Annotated in this window: 14 protein-coding genes and 1 tRNA gene; 10 read left to right on the plus strand and 5 right to left on the minus strand. The window is 56.6% G+C overall.

From position 1 onward, the window contains the following. Positions 1-173: 173 nt before the first annotated feature. The 4 genes from HNI00_RS14325 to HNI00_RS14340 form a co-directional block, all read right to left on the minus strand. The gene (locus HNI00_RS14325) at positions 174-770 is read right to left on the minus strand and encodes a Uma2 family endonuclease (protein ID WP_316787271.1); all 597 of its coding nucleotides are present in this window, start codon (positions 768-770) and stop codon (positions 174-176) included. Next, positions 767-1,387 carry a Uma2 family endonuclease gene (locus tag HNI00_RS14330; protein ID WP_316787273.1) on the minus strand — a complete coding sequence of 207 codons (621 nt, stop codon included), beginning with the start codon at positions 1,385-1,387 and terminating at the stop codon, positions 767-769. Before HNI00_RS14330 ends, HNI00_RS14325 begins: the two co-directional genes overlap by 4 nt. A gap of 323 nt (positions 1,388-1,710) precedes the next feature. Continuing rightward, a tRNA-Leu gene (locus HNI00_RS14335) sits at positions 1,711-1,792 on the minus strand. Further along, a complete protein-coding gene (locus HNI00_RS14340; protein WP_316787275.1) occupies positions 1,771-2,646 on the minus strand; it encodes a M48 family metallopeptidase in 876 nt (291 codons plus the stop codon). The genes HNI00_RS14335 and HNI00_RS14340 overlap by 22 nt, the downstream gene beginning before the upstream one ends. 391 nt (positions 2,647-3,037) lie before the next feature. Here HNI00_RS14340 and HNI00_RS14345 point away from each other — a divergent pair, with 391 nt between their 5' ends. From HNI00_RS14345 to HNI00_RS14355, 3 genes are all read left to right on the plus strand, one after another. After that, on the plus strand, positions 3,038-3,496 hold the full coding sequence (locus HNI00_RS14345) for an Lrp/AsnC family transcriptional regulator (protein WP_316787277.1): 459 nt from the start codon (positions 3,038-3,040) through the stop codon (positions 3,494-3,496). Positions 3,497-3,713: 217 nt separating this feature from the next. Next, positions 3,714-4,349, plus strand: coding sequence for a LysE/ArgO family amino acid transporter (locus tag HNI00_RS14350; protein ID WP_316787279.1), 636 nt, complete (start codon positions 3,714-3,716; stop codon positions 4,347-4,349). Then, positions 4,274-5,524, plus strand: coding sequence for a murein hydrolase activator EnvC family protein (locus HNI00_RS14355; RefSeq protein WP_316787281.1), 1,251 nt, complete (start codon positions 4,274-4,276; stop codon positions 5,522-5,524). Before HNI00_RS14350 ends, HNI00_RS14355 begins: the two co-directional genes overlap by 76 nt. An 8-nt stretch (positions 5,525-5,532) precedes the next feature. Here the strand turns inward: HNI00_RS14355 and HNI00_RS14360 are convergent, their stop codons facing one another. Then, complete coding sequence (locus tag HNI00_RS14360; RefSeq protein WP_316787283.1) at positions 5,533-6,966, minus strand: DEAD/DEAH box helicase; 1,434 nt, start codon at positions 6,964-6,966, stop codon at positions 5,533-5,535. A gap of 497 nt (positions 6,967-7,463) precedes the next feature. Here HNI00_RS14360 and HNI00_RS14365 point away from each other — a divergent pair, with 497 nt between their 5' ends. From HNI00_RS14365 to leuS, 7 genes are all read left to right on the plus strand, one after another. After that, positions 7,464-7,784, plus strand: a complete 321-nt coding sequence (locus tag HNI00_RS14365) for an ArsR/SmtB family transcription factor (protein WP_316787285.1) — start codon at positions 7,464-7,466, stop codon at positions 7,782-7,784. A gap of 517 nt (positions 7,785-8,301) precedes the next feature. Then, positions 8,302-9,390, plus strand: a complete 1,089-nt coding sequence (locus HNI00_RS14370) for a PstS family phosphate ABC transporter substrate-binding protein (RefSeq protein ID WP_316787287.1) — start codon at positions 8,302-8,304, stop codon at positions 9,388-9,390. 99 nt (positions 9,391-9,489) lie between these two features. After that, positions 9,490-10,524 (plus strand): ArsJ-associated glyceraldehyde-3-phosphate dehydrogenase, encoded by a 1,035-nt coding sequence (locus HNI00_RS14375; protein ID WP_316787290.1) that lies wholly within the window; start codon positions 9,490-9,492, stop codon positions 10,522-10,524. A 118-nt stretch (positions 10,525-10,642) separates the two neighbouring features. Then, positions 10,643-11,899: an organoarsenical effux MFS transporter ArsJ gene (gene arsJ / locus HNI00_RS14380; protein WP_316787292.1), complete on the plus strand. Its 1,257-nt coding sequence runs from the start codon at positions 10,643-10,645 to the stop codon at positions 11,897-11,899. Between the two features lie 352 nt (positions 11,900-12,251). Further along, positions 12,252-13,418, plus strand: coding sequence for an ACR3 family arsenite efflux transporter (arsB, locus tag HNI00_RS14385; protein ID WP_316787294.1), 1,167 nt, complete (start codon positions 12,252-12,254; stop codon positions 13,416-13,418). Beyond that, on the plus strand, positions 13,415-13,537 hold the full coding sequence (locus HNI00_RS14390; RefSeq protein ID WP_316787296.1) for a hypothetical protein: 123 nt from the start codon (positions 13,415-13,417) through the stop codon (positions 13,535-13,537). Before arsB ends, HNI00_RS14390 begins: the two co-directional genes overlap by 4 nt. Before the next feature lie 60 nt (positions 13,538-13,597). Beyond that, positions 13,598-16,168 (plus strand): leucine--tRNA ligase, encoded by a 2,571-nt coding sequence (gene leuS / locus HNI00_RS14395; protein ID WP_316787298.1) that lies wholly within the window; start codon positions 13,598-13,600, stop codon positions 16,166-16,168. The last annotated feature ends 34 nt before the right edge of the window (positions 16,169-16,202 follow it).

The raw sequence follows: 16,202 nt of genomic DNA on the forward strand, positions 1-16,202 counted from the left end.
AAATCAGTGCAGAAAAAATCAACACAGAAACGCTCTTCCCGCGTCTAAGCGAGAAAAAGCAGAAAAAATTTCTGTATTCATTTTTACAAATTGCAGCTGCTAGCGCTGGTCTGATGCCAATAAGTTAATAAACCTTGATGCAAGTACCTTGGGTAAATCAGGGGTGAATCCCCCTAACCCTCCTCCCAGAGCCGATCTACGGCGATCGCCAGGTCAGGAAACTCAACGGAGGCGATCGCCTCACCTGTGCCAAAGGTACCGACTTCTCGATAGGCGGTTCCTTCCAACGACAGCACCGTCACCGTCTGCGCGATCGGGTCAATTAGCCAATATTCGGGAATACCGACTGCTGCATACTGGGCCCGCTTTCGCACATCATCGCGATCGCGGTTTGTTTTACCAGGACTGAGGACTTCCACTACTAGGCGCGGTGGGGGCATTTCCAGCGTAATCGTTAGCCGTCGTTGCGTTAGCTCCAGATGTTCGGGACGCAGGACCACCAGGTCGGGATAGCGATTAGCTGCGTCTTTGGGTTGCAGCACAGGCACTTGGAGTTCTAGAGCATGGGTCTTAATCAACCGACGGGGAAAGAGATGGGCGATCGCCAGCAAAAACTGCAAGTTGTCTGCAATCCAGTTGTTCGGCTCTGATTCTGGCGGCAACTCGATTAGCTCCCCATCGATTAACTCATAGCGACCCTCCAGCGGCGCTGCATCGCTGTAGGTGAGGTATTCCTCAAAGGTCGCGAATTTTGCCTTAGCTTGGGTCATGCTTCCTCCCCCATAACTATCTCGCGTTCAGGAGCAAGAATCTGATTGACGGCGATCGCCAGGTCAGGAAACTCAACGGAGGCGATCGCCTCACCTGTGCCAAAGGTGCCGACTTCTCGATAGGCGGTTCCTTCCAACGACAGCACCGTCACCGTCTGCGCGATCGGGTCAATTAGCCAATATTCGGGAATGCCAACTGCTGCATACTGGGCCCGCTTTCGCACATCATCGCGATCGCGGTTCGTTTTGCCAGGACTGAGGACTTCCACTACTAGGCGCGGTGGGGGCATTTCCAGCGTAATCGTCAGCCGTCGTTGCGTTAGCTCCAGATGTTCGGGACGCAGGACCACTAGGTCGGGATAGCGATTAGCCGAGTCCCGGGGCTGCAAAACGGGAACCTGAATTTCACACTTGCCAGGGTGGACAAGATCAACCGAAACACCCGCCGCGACCAGCGCCAGCAAAATTCGCACGGCAATTGTGCTGTTGATCCTGGCTTCTGGCGGCAACTCGATTAGCTCCCCATCGATTAACTCATAGCGACCCTCCAGCGGCGCTGCATCGCTGTAGGTGAGGTATTCCTCAAAGCTGGCAAACGTGGCTCTGGCCTGGGTCATGGCAAGTTCCTACAAATTGAATGTCAGCGCTTCAAGGCTTGAAACTGGTGCAACAGCCAGCGATTCACTGCACCGTGATCTTCTGTTTGGCTAAGGCGTAGTGCCTCCTCCACGATCGCCAGCGATAGGTCTGGCAGCACAGTTGAAACTCTGAAACTTCATCTCCTGACCTCCAGTGTATCGAATGGGGTCGGGAGAATCGTTTAGATCAAGTCAAGACCGACGAACTGAGCCACGTAGTTGCGCTCAGGCTAGCAGCCATTCAGCGTTTTAGACTCTCTGCTCGTCAGACTGTTTTTCAGACGCTTTCAGAGTCTTTAAGATGGGCGGGGCGAGAATCGAACTCGCATACCCGAAGGTGCCACATTTTGAGTGTGGTGCGTCTACCAGTTTCGCCACCCGCCCTGGGATTTGGCCTTTTCATTATACGGGATTGGGCGCTGATGCAACAGCTTTTCATAATCCTGGCTGCTGGCCCAGCGATCGATTTCTCGGGCCCGCAGCACGGGAACCGGATGGGTGCGCTGGGCAGTCTGGGTTTCGCGCAGCATTTTGCCCATGTCGCTGAGGCTGAGGTCATCGTAGGCGCGGGCCTGTTCCAGAAATGCGTCCAGGTTAAGCTGGCTGGCGAGGGTGGGGGAACCGCCCGTCAGCTTCATCAGCACCGAGGCCACCACGCGAGCATCTTGCGCGACCAATAACGCAGCGCGATCGCACGTAAATTCGGCACAGCGCACCCATTCCAGCAGCCGCTCTTGCAAGCCCTGCGCCACCAGCGGCCCCAGCGGCAGCCCCAGTTGCCCCGCCGCCAGCACTGCAATGTTCGCCATCGTCAGATAGACGCTGTGTTCGCATTTCAAATGCCCCAGTTCGTGGGCAATCACTGCCTGGATTTCTTCCGGGGTTAGCAGGTCAATCAGCGAGGTGTGGAGGACCACAAACGGCTGCTTGCCGCGCATGGCAAAGGTGTAGGCGTTGGGCGTGGGGTTTTGCCGTACGTAGAGCTGCGGCGGCTCTAGGTCGAGGATCTGGCACGCCTCTAGCAGGAGTTCATGAAGCTGGGGCAACTGGCGATCGCTCACCAAAATCCCTGATGCTAGGTTCTCTAGCTGAAAAAACTGCTCCGCCACCGGCCCCAGCAGCCCGCGAATCGCTAAATCCAGCCCTGGAAGCTGCTGCAATGCCTGAGTTGCTTGCAAATCGAGCGGGTGGCGAAAGTGGGCGGATTGCAGACCAATGAGCGGCGTTTTTGCAGACATGGCAACAGGCAGAGAGCAATATTCCGCGCAAATCTTCGCTGAATGGGGCGATCGCGCTGGTTCTCTTCATTCTAGCGACAAGCCTGCCTGTAGATTGCTGGCTCGGTGGACTTTAGCCTCTGCAAATTGTCCTGTGCAAATTGACCTATGCAGATTAGCGGGTGAAAATTTTTTGCCTGGAAGGCTAGCCCCCCAACCTCCCAGGCCTGGAGCGCAAGAGTCTCCAGCTATAGAGGACGAGTGCTGAATGCTGACAAGTTCCCCGATGCGGAAACAATGCGGAAATGTGAGCGACGGGCAATTAAATTTTATGCTGGCATCAAAAGTTGAAAGCGCAGATTGCTTAATAAAAAAAGATTTTTACCTCAAAATATCTTGCTATGTTAACTCTATGAGCCTAGACGACATCGATTCCAAAGTGATTCGCCACCTGATGCAGAACGGCCGCATGACTTGGGCCGAACTGGCAACGGTGCTGCAACTGTCGGCCCCGGCGGCGGGCGATCGCGTCCGGCGGCTAGAGGAACGCGGCGTGATTTTGGGCTACACCGCGCGGGTTGATCCGGAGGCAGCAGGCTGTCACCTCACTGCCTTCATTGCCGTTACGCTGGAGCGCCCCGAACACCGCGCCCCCTTCCTGGAAAAAGTCCTGCAACTCGCCGAAGTGCAGGAATGCCACCACATCGCCGGAGAGGATGACTACTGGCTGAAAGTCCGCTGCCAGCACACCAAAGATCTGGAACGTCTGGTTAGCGACGAAGTCAAGAGCCTTCCTGGTATCCTCCGCACCCGCACGACGATTGTGCTGTCCACGGTGAAAGAGACGAGCGTGCTGCCCGTTGGGGAGTGATGGAGGGAAGACGGAAGAACGAAGACAGAAGAACGAAGACAGAAGAACGAAGACAGAAGAACGAAGACGGAAGAACGAAGACAGAAGAACGAAGACGGAAGAACGAAGACAGAAGAACGAAGACAGAAGAACGAAGAAATCCTGACCAATACCCGCTTTCTCTTTTCGTTTTTCGTTTTTCGTTTTTCGTTTTTTCCCTTTCCCCCCCTCCCCCCTCATGAATGCCTCTCTCTTTATCCGGGGTCTACTAATAGGGTTCTCGATCGCTGCTCCAGTCGGCCCAATCGGCGTACTGTGCATTCGGCGAACCCTGGCTCAGGGGCAACTGGCGGGATTGCTATCAGGTTTGGGCGCGGCCACAGCAGACGCTATATATGGGGCGATCGCCGCGTACGGATTGACCCTGATCTCTGCTATCCTGATTGGTCAAGCCGGGTGGTTTCGTCTGATCGGCGGGCTGTTTCTGATTTATCTGGGGGTGCAGACCTTCCGCGCCCAGCCAGCCACAGAGGCCGCTTCGACCGATGGCAAAACTCGAGCCGCTGGGCTATGGGGTGCCTATCTTTCGACAATTTTGTTAACGCTGACAAATCCAGCAACTATCATGTCCTTTGCAGCGGTGTTTGCTGGGCTGGGGCTGGTGAGTTCTAGCGGTGACCCGCTGGCGGCTACGGTAACAGTGCTGGGTGTGTTTTTGGGGTCGGCGCTGTGGTGGCTGCTGCTAAGCGGCGGTGTCAGTCTGTTTCGAGCATCCTTTTCTAAAACCAACAGCTTACAGTGGGTCAATCGAGGGTCTGGAATCGTCTTAATCGCCTTTGGCAGCGTCGCGCTGGCATCTCTTCTGCGGGGATAGCGCTGCTGCTGTCGGTGCTGCTGCTGGGAAGTGCGGGAATGCGAGTTTTGGCGCAATCTGCGGTGCTTCAATCGGGGGCGATCGCCCTGCCCACAGTCCTCGCTCAGGCATCGCCCTCCATAGACACACTCCGGCAACAGCGGCAGCAAGTGGAGCAAAAGCGATCGACCCTGAACCAGCAGCGCAACCAGCTAGAAAATCTGGAAAACTCTGCTCAGCAAAAGCTCGACGCACTGGAAGACAAAATCAACACGACGACAGCCCAAATTCAGCAGAATGAAAAGAAGCTAAAAGATGCCAACACGCGCTTGGTTCAGCTTCAGGCTGAATTGGAAAAAGCTGAGGAGCGTTATCAGCAGCAGCAGTTTGCCACTGTGGCGCGGCTGCGCTTCTTGCAGCGACAAAAGGACAGCAGTGGTTGGGCTGTGCTGCTGCAAAGCCAAAACCTGAACGAATTTCTAGAACGGCGCTATCAGCTTCGGCGAGTCTATCAGGCAGACAACCAGTTTTTGGTGGATCTCAAGCGGCAATCGGATGAGCTAGTGGCCCGGCATCGCGCCGTCGAGCGCCAGAAGAACGAGATTGCCCTGATTACTCAGGAACTCCAGTCTCAAAAGGCGGAATATCAGCAGCAGGCCGCCACGCAGGAAACGCTGATTACCCGGCTCAAGCAGGATCAGCAAGCGCTGGAAGAAGCTGAGGAGCAGTTGGCCCGTGATTCCGCCAGTCTGGCAAACCTGATTCGCCAGCGCCTTGCCGCCGCGTCGCGCAGCCGAATTGTGATTCGCGGCAACGGCATTATGAGTATTCCTGCCGATGGGCGGCTGACCAGTGGCTTTGGCTATCGCGTCCATCCAATTTTGGGCTATCGCCGCTTTCACGCGGGCATCGACTTCGGCGCACCGACGGGCACTCCGATTCGCGCTGCCAACCACGGCGTGGTGATTTATTCGGGCTGGTATGGCGGCTACGGGCGATCGGTGATTGTGGATCATGGCAACGGCATCACCACGCTCTATGCCCATGCCAGCCGTGTGTATGTGTCTGAAGGGCAGGCAGTCAGCCGGGGAGAGGCGATCGCCGCTGTGGGTTCTACGGGCTTTTCGACCGGGCCGCACCTGCATTTTGAAGTCCGCAAAAACGGTGAACCCGTTGACCCGCTGAATTACTTATGATCCTGACCTTAGCTGGCGGGGCGACGGGCAGAACGACGGGAACCCGGAGAGCCAGGGCGAGATCGGCGGCGGCCGGGATCGGCGCTGTCTGTGTTGCTGCCGGGTTTAGGGCGATCGCCCCGGCCCGACAGGCCAGCCTTGGCAGCCGCACGACCCGGCGCTCTGTCAGAATGCGAACGGGCTTGCCCGCTGCCGCCACCTGAGCCGCCCCCCGACCCGCCGCCCGATCGCCCGCGCCCGCCCGCCTGACGATTGCGCCCGTTAGGGATGGGTTCTGGCTTGGCGTTCAGGTCGGGTTCAAAGCCGGGGACGATTTCCTGAGGGAGCGATCGCCGGATCAGTTTTTCGATATCCGCCAGCAGCTTTAGCTCGTCTACGCAGACCAGCGAGGCTGCCTCGCCCTCGGTGCCTGCCCGCCCCGTGCGCCCAATCCGATGCACATAGTCCTCTGGCACATGCGGCAACTCGAAGTTAATCACATGGGGCAGTTCGCTAATGTCGATGCCGCGAGAGGCAATGTCCGTTGCCACCAGCACTTGCAGGCTGCCGTCTTTGAACTGAGCCAGAGCGCGAGTGCGGGCGGCCTGACTTTTGTTGCCATGAATCGCCATCGCGGGAATCTGATGATTGCCCAGATGCTTTACCAGATGGTCTGCGCCGTGCTTGGTGCGGGTAAACACCAGAACTTGAAACCAGTTGTTCTGCTGAATCAGGTGAGTCAGGAGCTGGCGCTTTTTGTGGCGATCGACGGGATACACCTTTTGCGCCACCAAGTCAGCCGTGGCGTTGGGCGGTGCCACTTCAATCGTGACGGGATTATGAAGCAGCCCGCTGGCTAGTTTCTTGATTTCATCGGAAAATGTGGCAGAAAACAGCAAATTCTGTCTCTGTTTGGGTAGTTGCGCCAGGACGCGGCGAATATCGGGCAAAAAGCCCATATCCAACATGCGATCGGCTTCGTCCAACACCAAAATTTCCACCCGCGACAGATCCACTGTGCCCTGCTGCACATGGTCTAGCAGTCGCCCTGGCGTGGCCACCAGCAGATCAACACGGCCGCGTAGCCGCTGCACTTGGGGCTGCATTCCCACGCCGCCATAGACAACGGTGGAGCGCAGCGGCAAAAACTGGCCATACTCCCGAATGCTTTCTTCGACCTGGGCGGCCAGTTCGCGGGTGGGCGTGAGGACGAGCGATCGCACGGGAACGCGCGGCATGGGCTTGCCAGGAGAAGCACCACGCCCCGATGCCGCCAGCAGGTGCAGAATCGGCAGTGTGAATCCAGCGGTTTTCCCTGTGCCCGTTTGGGCGCTGGCCAGCAGGTCGTGCCCCGCTAATATGGCGGGAATGGCTTGTGCTTGAATCGGAGTCGGCTGAGTGTAGCCGCGTGCAGTCACCGCACGGACGATTTCATCGGTCAGACCGAGATCAGAAAAGGACATTAAAACTCCAAAATAGATTCGATCTGCGCCGTTTGAAACGCCAGCCTGCCGCAAATCGAGAAAAGGGGTGTTTCAGGACAGATTCTTGGCGCACTGGATTAAAACCCGTTGGTTAAAACCAGTTGCTCTGAAACTAAAGGATCTGAGGAATGCTCTTAGAATTGCCCAGTGCGGCCTCAGACTGGAATAGCGTGCCGCGAACCTGCATCTTAACAGATCTACGGCAGAATCTATGTTTGGGCGTTTGCTTGCAGGTTGGAGATCTATAAATTGGCTGAAGAAATTGGCTGAAGAAATTGGCTGATAGCTCCAACCCCTGCCCCAAGCAGCTCCCGCGATCGCCGCAAGCCAGCGTTTTGGCATCCGGTACGTTTTGGCATCCGGTATCTGTCTGACAACTCGCGGACACCTCTTAGAATGGAAGGACTTGAGCGTGATGCTGGTGTTGCGCTGCTGACCAAGAGCCTCAAGTTTCACAACGACTCCTAAAGTTCAGAATGGCTGAAGCGATCGCCCTCACTCCTGCCCAAACCATTGCCGGATTTCACGCTCTGTCGGAACCGCTGCGCCTGCAAATTATCGACGCGCTGCGGACTCAGGAACTATGCGTGTGCGATTTGTGCGACGTGCTAGATGTGTCGCAATCCAAGCTGTCGTTTCACCTCAAGGCGCTGCGCGAAGCAGGGCTGGTCGTCGCTCGTCAAGAGGGCCGCTGGATATACTACAGCCTGAACCTGCCGCAATTTGCGCTATTGGAGCAGTTTTTGGCAGATTTTCGCCGCTGCGGACAGGCTCGTCCAGGTCGTCCCTGTGCCTAGCAGCAGGGTTCGCTGATAGAGGGCCAGGGGTCTTCTGGAGCAGGTTTTTGGCTCAGGCGCGTGATTTAATAAATCGTTGAAAGTTTCTGTGTTGCAGGCCACATTGCGGCTTGACTCATCGACTTTATTTGATGTATCAATATTTCTTAGTTTGTCTAGGTTTATTTCACAAGTTTGACTCAGGCTGCTGATTTGGCAGGTTGAGGACGATGGGCCGAACTGAGCAGAGGTTTTAGCTCCGGCGGATTTTCCAGTCAAGCTTTAGGTGGGCTGCTAACCCAGTCAGGTTAAGGTTTGAGACAAGTTTTTTGCAATTTTTTGCGATCGCTATAAACAAAACTTAAAGCGTCTGTGTTCCTGCCGACAAAGGTTTCCTGGCTGCACGATTGGACAATCGTGTTCACTAGCAGGCCAACGTTGGTCTAGCCCTGGATGCAACTCAGGAGTAAGGCTACCCATGAAAGCAATTATCCAAGCACTCAGCAATCTTTCTAAGATGCAAAAGATGCAAACTAAGATGCAAAATTCTTTGGTTCGATATTCTCTGGTTCGATATTCAGTGATGGCGATCGCCACCAGCCTAACCATCACAGCCTGTAGCGTACCCACACCACCCATCATCACAGAATCGCCCGGAGTGCCCGCCGCCACCGACACCACCGGAAAGCCCGTCGCCCCGGCCGAGGCAACCATCACCATCGACGGCTCTAGCACGGTCTATCCCATCACCGATGAAGTCGTTAAAGAATACGCCTTCGAGCGCAAGGATCACCCAGAAGTCAAAGTTGCGTTTTCGGGAACCTCAGCAGGCTTCCGCAAATTCTGTGCAGGCGAAACAGACATCAGCAACGCCTCCCGACCCATCAACAAGCGCGAAATGGATGCTTGCAAAGCTGCGGGCGTTCGCTACTACGAACTACCCGTCGCCTACGATGCGCTAACGGTGGCCGTTCATCGAGACAACAACTGGGTCGATTCGCTGACCGTCGCAGAATTGAAAAAAATCTGGGAACCCAGCGCCGAAGGACGGATTACGCGCTGGAACCAGGTGCGCTCGACCTTCCCCGATCGCCCGCTAGAACTCTACGGCGCAGGCAGCGATTCGGGTACGTTTGACTACTTCACCGAGGCAATTGTGGGTGAAACCGGAGCCAGCCGAAAGGACTACACTGCCAGCGAAGATGACTACGATCTCGTGCGCGGCGTTCGCAACAACCCCAATGCCTTGGGCTATTTCGGTCTTGCCTACTTTGAAGAAAGCCGCACGCTGCTGCGGGCAGTGCCGATCGACAACGGCGCAGGCCCGGTCGAACCCTCCGCAGAGGCGGTTCGAGAAGGGACTTATCAACCCCTGGCGCGACCGCTGTTCATCTATGTCAACGCGGACTCGGTTGAAAAGAACCCCAAGCTCAAAGAGTTTGTAGAGTACTACCTCAACAACGGCCGATTTTTGGCCAAGGTGGTAGGCTACGTGCCCCTGCCCGATGAGGTCTACAACATTGCGCTGACCCATTTCCAAACGGGTAAGGTGGGCACTGTATTTGCAGGAACCGCCCCCACCAACCTGAAACTGGAAGACCTGCTGCAAAAAGAAGCTGCCTTCTAAGCAGCACTCAGCAAAACGCGGGCACGGTGTAGTCTCAGGGCTAGGCTGTGCCCGCTTGATGTCAAGCCTTACTCTGCAACTCCCACCCCCTAACCCCGCATGACCGCTACACAAGCTTCTTCCATTAAAGTTGGCATCAATGGCTTTGGCCGGATCGGACGGCTGGCGCTGCGGGCAGCCTGGGACTGGCCCGAACTGGAGTTTGTCCACATCAACGAGGTCAAAGGCGGGGCAGACTGCGCGGCACATCTGCTGAAGTTTGACTCGGTGCATGGGCGCTGGGGACATGCGGTGGCGGCGGAAGGAGATGACCGCATTCGCATCAACGACCAATCCCTCAGCTTTAGCGAATGCAGCAGCCCTGGCGAGGTGCCCTGGGAAGAGTATGGCGTAGACCTGGTGCTAGAAGCGTCGGGCAAGTTTCGCACGGTGGAAACGCTGGAGCCGTATTTCAAACGCGGCGTGCAGAAGGTGATTGTGGCGGCTCCGGTGAAAACGGGGGCGCTGAATGTGGTGATGGGCGTGAATGATCACCTCTACAACCCTGCTGAGCATCACCTGCTGACGGCCGCTTCTTGCACTACGAATTGCCTGGCTCCCGTGGTAAAGGTGATTCACGAAGGCATTGGGATCAAGCACGGCGTGATTACTACTGTCCACGACCACACCAACACGCAGACGATCGTAGACGCGCCCCACAAAGACCTGCGCCGCGCCCGCGCCACGGGGATGTCGCTGATCCCCACGACGACGGGTTCTGCCACGGCGATCGCCCTCATCTATCCCGAACTCAAGGGCAAACTCAACGGTCTTGCTGTCCGCGTCCCCCTGCTCAATGCCTCCCTCACCGACTGCGTATTTGAAGTCGCCCGCCCCACAACGGTTCAAGAGGTGAACCAGCTGCTCAAAACTGCTTCCGAAACTGCCCCGCTGAACGGCATCCTCGGCTACGAAGAGCGCCCCCTCGTCTCCATTGACTACAAAGACGATCCCCGCTCCAGCATCATCGACGCGCTCTCCACAATGGTCATCGACGACACGCAGGTAAAAATTCTGGCGTGGTATGACAACGAGTGGGGGTATGCGAACCGGATGGCGGAACTGGCGAAGAAGGTGGCCGTCCTGCGGGCATGAGGAAGTGTCCTGAACCCATCGTCAGTAAAATACAGCCGTAAAATACAGCCGTAAAATACAGCAGCGAAATACAGCAGCCTCACGTCCCATCCCCAAACCCCATTACCTCAAACGCTTTATGACTGCTACCCAAGCTGCCAACGTCAAAAACTACGCTCTTGTCACCTTGGCCTATTGGGGCTTTACGCTGACAGACGGGGCGCTGCGGATGCTGGTGCTGCTGTATTTCAACGAAATTGGCTATACGCCGCTGGAAATTGCGTTTCTGTTCCTGTTTTACGAAATTTTTGGCATTGTCACCAACTTTTTGGGCGGCTGGATCGGGTCGCAACTGGGTCTAAAGGTGACGCTGTATGCAGGCATTGCGTTGCAGGTTCTGGCGCTGCTGATGCTGTCGTTCTTGAACCGCGACTGGGCGCAGTGGTTTGCAGTGCTGTATGTGATGGTGTCGCAGGCGTTTTCGGGAATTGCCAAAGACCTGACCAAGATGAGTTCCAAGAGCGCGATTCGGCTAGTCGTGCCGCAGGAGGCGCAGTCGTCGCTGTTCAAATGGGTGGCAGTGCTGACGGGTTCCAAAAACGCGCTGAAGGGTGTGGGCTTTTTCCTGGGGGCGGCGCTGCTGTCGCTGTTTGGGTTCGAGCTATCGCTCTGGATCATGGCGGCGGGTCTGGCGCTGATCCTGCTGACGGGCTTTTTCTTGCCCAGCGGCATGGGCAAGATCAAGTCCAAGGTCAAATTTACACAGCTTTTTTCCAAGAGTCGGGAAATTAATATCCTGTCGCTGGCGCGGTTTTTCCTGTTCGGTTCGCGTGACGTGTGGTTTGTCGTGGGGCTTCCGGTCTTCCTGCGGAGCGTGTTGGGCTGGTCGTTCTTTCAGGCGGGCGGCTTCCTGGCCTGCTGGGTGATTGGCTATGGGATTATTCAATTCCTCGCGCCGACTCTGTTGCGTCGCTTTAATGGCGGACAGCCGCCCCGCGCCGTGACGATTCAGTTTTGGACGCTGATTCTGACGGCCGTTCCAGCGGCGATCGCCCTCGGTCTGACTACTAATCTTCCCCCTGATGCGGTGATCGTAGTGGGACTGATGCTCTTTGGCATCATCTTTGCGTTCAATTCAGCCGTTCATTCCTATCTCGTGCTGGCGTTCACCGATGATGACAAGGTAGCGCTGAATGTTGGGTTTTACTACATGGCAAACTCGGCGGGACGACTGGCGGGAACGGTGCTGTCGGGTTTGATTTATCAGCTTTTTGGGTTGGTGGGCTGTCTTTGGGTGTCGAGCCTGTTTGTGCTGGCGGCCTGGCTCATTGAGTTGCGCCTGCCCGACCCCAAGCCGATGCCGTCTGTAGCCTGGAAAGGCGGCGATGGAGACTAGCTCTGTCTCATCGCTAGGCAGTGTCTTAAAACTTTTTAGGTTGTTGATTGCCCTGAGTCGATCCCCCTACATCCCCCTTAATAAGCAGGATTTCCGGAGTGATTCAGCTCGGTTCCCCCCTTTTTAAGGGGGGCTAGGGGGGATCAAACCCCCTTAAATCCCCCTTAAGGGAGTTCGGCTCGGTTCCTCCCTTTTTAAGGGGGGCTAGGGGGGATCAAAGGGCTTTAAAGCAAGCCCTAGAATAAAGGCTTTAGAAATAGAGGTTTTGCTGGTTTTTAGCGCGAATTCACTGCTCCCGCGCGTTTTCCACCTTTCTATAGTCTTTCTGGCGTTCCAGATATCGTGGTGGTCTATGTCATTTGAAAAGTCCTCCTCCCCTGCCAGTCCGGTTCAAGCTGGCAATCGTCTTAGCGTCTTTGAGCGCTACCTGACGCTGTGGGTGTTTCTGTGCATTCTGGCGGGCATTGCGCTGGGCCGCCTGTTTCCCAATGTGGCGATCGCCCTCGACCGCATGAGTGTTTATCAGGTGTCCGTTCCAATTGCCATTTGCCTGTTCTTCATGATGTATCCCATCATGGTAAAAATTGATTTTTCGCAGGCAAAGCGGGCCGCTCGAACGCCGCGCCCAGTTCTGCTGACGCTGGTGGTGAACTGGTTCATCAAGCCGTTCACAATGGTCGCCTTTGCCCAATTCTTTTTGGGATACCTGTTCCGTCCGCTGATTACTGGAACAGAAGTGATCCGGGGCGGTGAAATCTCGCTGGCAAACTCCTACATTGCGGGAACAATTTTGCTGGGCATTGCGCCCTGCACGGCGATGGTGCTGATGTGGGGCTACCTGTCTTTTGGCAATCAGGGCTTGACGCTGGTAATGGTGGCGGTCAATTCCCTGGTCATGCTGTTTCTCTACGCACCCCTGGGCCGCTGGCTGCTGGCGGCAAACAATCTCTCGGTTCCGTGGGAAACGATTGTGCTGTCGGTGCTGGTTTACGTGGGGCTGCCGCTGTTGGCAGGAGCCATTTCGCGCACCTGGATTTTGCGAAACAAGGGCAAGGTCTGGTTTGAGCGCGTGTTTTTGCGCTATCTCAGCCCGGTGGCAGTGGTAGCGCTGCTGACGACGCTGGTGCTGCTGTTTGCGTTCAAGGGCGACCTGATCGTGCAAAATCCACTGCATATTTTGCTGATTGCAGTGCCGCTGTTTGTGCAAACGAACTTTATTTTTCTGATTTCCTACGGGGCAGCCCAAAAGCTGGGCCTCTCCTACGAAGACGCGGCTCCGGCTGCGATGATCGGTGCGAGTAACCATTTTGAAGTGGCGATCGCCACGGCCGTCACGCTCTTCGGCCTCAACTCTGGCGCGGCGCTGGCGACCGTGGTGGGCGTGCTGATCGAAGTGCCCGTCATGCTAATGCTGGTGGAAGTTTGCAAGCGCACGGCGTTCTGGTTTCCCCGCGAACCGGAAAAAGCGACGCTACCCGACCCTCGATGTATTCGGAATTTGCCGCAGAACCCGCTATGAAACCAACCCAGAAACCAGCACAATGTCTGGTGAAGCTAGATCATGGCCCAGAAGCGGCGATCGCCTTCTCGATCGCTGCCCCACAATTCCGCCCGTCCCAGGCTGCGTTTAAGGCTTAAAATGGAGGGTACTTTCCGTTCCCCATCCCTGCAAACCAAGACATACAAGGAGTTGCGTTCGTGGAGTCCCGATACAACCCCGCCGAGATTGAGGAAAAGTGGCAAACTGCGTGGGACGCGCAAGGGCTAGATCAAACGCTGGAAGACCCCAGCAAGCCCAAGTTTTACGCGCTGTCCATGTTTCCCTATCCGTCGGGCAACCTGCACATGGGCCACGTCCGCAACTACACGATTACCGACGTGATTGCCCGCGTGCAGCGGATGCGGGGCTATCGCGTGCTGCACCCGATGGGCTGGGATGCGTTTGGACTGCCTGCGGAAAATGCGGCCATCGATCGCGGTGTTGCCCCTGCCAAGTGGACCTATCAGAACGTCGCCCAGATGCGGGCGCAGTTGAAACGACTGGGCCTGTCCTACGACTGGAGCCGCGAAGTCACCACCTGCTCGCCCGATTATTACAAATGGACGCAGTGGATTTTTCTGCAATTTTTCCAGGCGGGGCTGGCCTACCAGAAAGAAGCAGCGGTGAACTGGGACCCCATCGACCAGACTGTGTTAGCGAACGAGCAGGTCGATAGCGAGGGCAAATCCTGGCGATCGGGCGCAAAGGTGGAGCGGCGTTTGCTAAAGCAGTGGTTTCTGAAAATCACCGACTATGCCGAGCAGTTACTGCAAGACCTGAACCAGCTTGACGGCTGGCCCGAGCGCGTCCGCCTGATGCAGGAAAACTGGATCGGCAAGTCTACGGGCGCAGAGGTTGTCTTCAAAACCGAAGCAGGCGACGACCTGACGGTTTATACGACGCGCCCCGACACGCTGTGGGGAGCCACCTTTATGGTGCTGTCGCCGGAGCATCCCTTGGTGGACAAGCTAACAACCCCAGCCCAGTCTGCCGCCGTCGCCGCCTACAAAGCCGAGGCCGCTGGCAAGAGCGAGATCGATCGCACGGCGGAAGATCGCGAGAAAACGGGCGTGTGGACGGGCAGCTACGCCATTAATCCGGTTAATGACGAAAAAATTCCCGTCTGGATTGCCGACTATGTGCTGATGGGCTATGGCACGGGTGCGATTATGGCCGTTCCGGCCCACGACCAGCGCGACTTTGAGTTTGCCCGCAAGTTTGGGCTGAGGGTGAAGGTCGTGGTGCAGCCGGAGGGCGAGACGCTGGATGGCGACACGATGACCGTGGCTCATGCGGGCGAGGGCGTGATGGTTCATTCCGGGCCGTTGGACGGCATCCCCGCAGGCAAGGGTGCGGGGCAGAGCGTGGAAGCCGCAGTGAAGTGGCTGGAAGTCAACGGCAAAGGCAAGGGCACGGCCAACTATCGCCTGCGGGACTGGCTGATTTCTCGTCAGCGCTATTGGGGCTGCCCGATTCCGGTGGTGCATTGCCCCAGTTGCGGCACAGTGCCCGTTCCCGATGACCAGCTTCCCGTGACGCTGCCAGAACAGGTGGAGTTTTCGGGGCGGGGGCCGTCGCCCCTGGCGAAGCTAGAGGACTGGGTGAATGTGCCCTGCCCAAGCTGCGGCGAACCCGCCAAGCGCGAAACCGACACGATGGACACGTTTATCTGTTCGTCGTGGTATTTCCTGCGCTATCCCGATGCGCGAAATGAAAACGCCGCCTTTGACCCGGCCAAGACGAACGACTGGATGCCCGTGGATCAATACGTCGGTGGCATTGAACACGCGATTTTGCACCTGCTGTATTCGCGGTTCTTTACCAAAGTGCTGCGCGATCGCCACTTGCTCAACTTCGACGAACCCTTCAAGCGTCTGCTGACCCAGGGCATGGTGCAGGCGGCCGCCTACAAGAACCCGGTGACGGGCAAATACATCGCTCCGGCGGATATTGCCGACCTGTCTGATCCCCGCGATCCTGCTACGGGCGACAAGCTGGAGGTCGTCTTCGAGAAAATGTCGAAGTCGAAATATAACGGCATCGACCCGAAGGACGTGCTGGAAAAATACGGCGCAGACACCGCCCGCATGTTCATTTTGTTCAAAGCGCCGCCAGAGAAGGATCTGGAATGGGACGATGCCGATGTGGAGGGACAGTTCCGCTTCTTGAACCGCGTCTGGCGCTTGGTTACGGAATTCCAGGCATCGGGGGCGAAGCCGCAAAGTTCTGGGAACCTGACCAAGCCCGAAAAAGACCTGCGGCGGGCGATTCATACAGCAATTAAGGAAATCACCGAAGACCTAGAGGGCGACTATCAGTTTAATACGGCAGTGTCGGAGCTGATGAAGCTGAGCAATGCGCTGAATGATGCTCCCTGCAAGGAGTCTCCGGTTTATGCCGAGGGCATCGAAACGCTGCTGGCGCTGCTGGCTCCCTTCGCGCCACACATTGCCGAGGAACTGTGGCACCTGCTGGGCCATGCCGACTCGGTGCATCATCACGCCTGGCCTGTGGCCGATCCAGAGGCGCTGGTGGTGGATGAGATTCCGCTGGTGATTCAGATTATGGGCAAGACGCGGGGCACAATTCAGGTGCCTGCGGGAGCCGATGCCCGAACGCTAGAACAACTGGCCACAGAGTCCGAACTGGCCCAGCGCTATATCGAGGGCAAGACCATCAAAAAAGTGGTTGTCGTACCGGGCAAGCTGGTAAATTTCGTGGTGCAGTAAGCCACAAAAAAAGTCCCCCTTGCCAAGGGGGATT

This window comes from Thermoleptolyngbya oregonensis NK1-22 (genome assembly GCF_032705245.1).
GTDB classification, from domain to species: domain Bacteria; phylum Cyanobacteriota; class Cyanobacteriia; order Elainellales; family Elainellaceae; genus Thermoleptolyngbya; species Thermoleptolyngbya sichuanensis.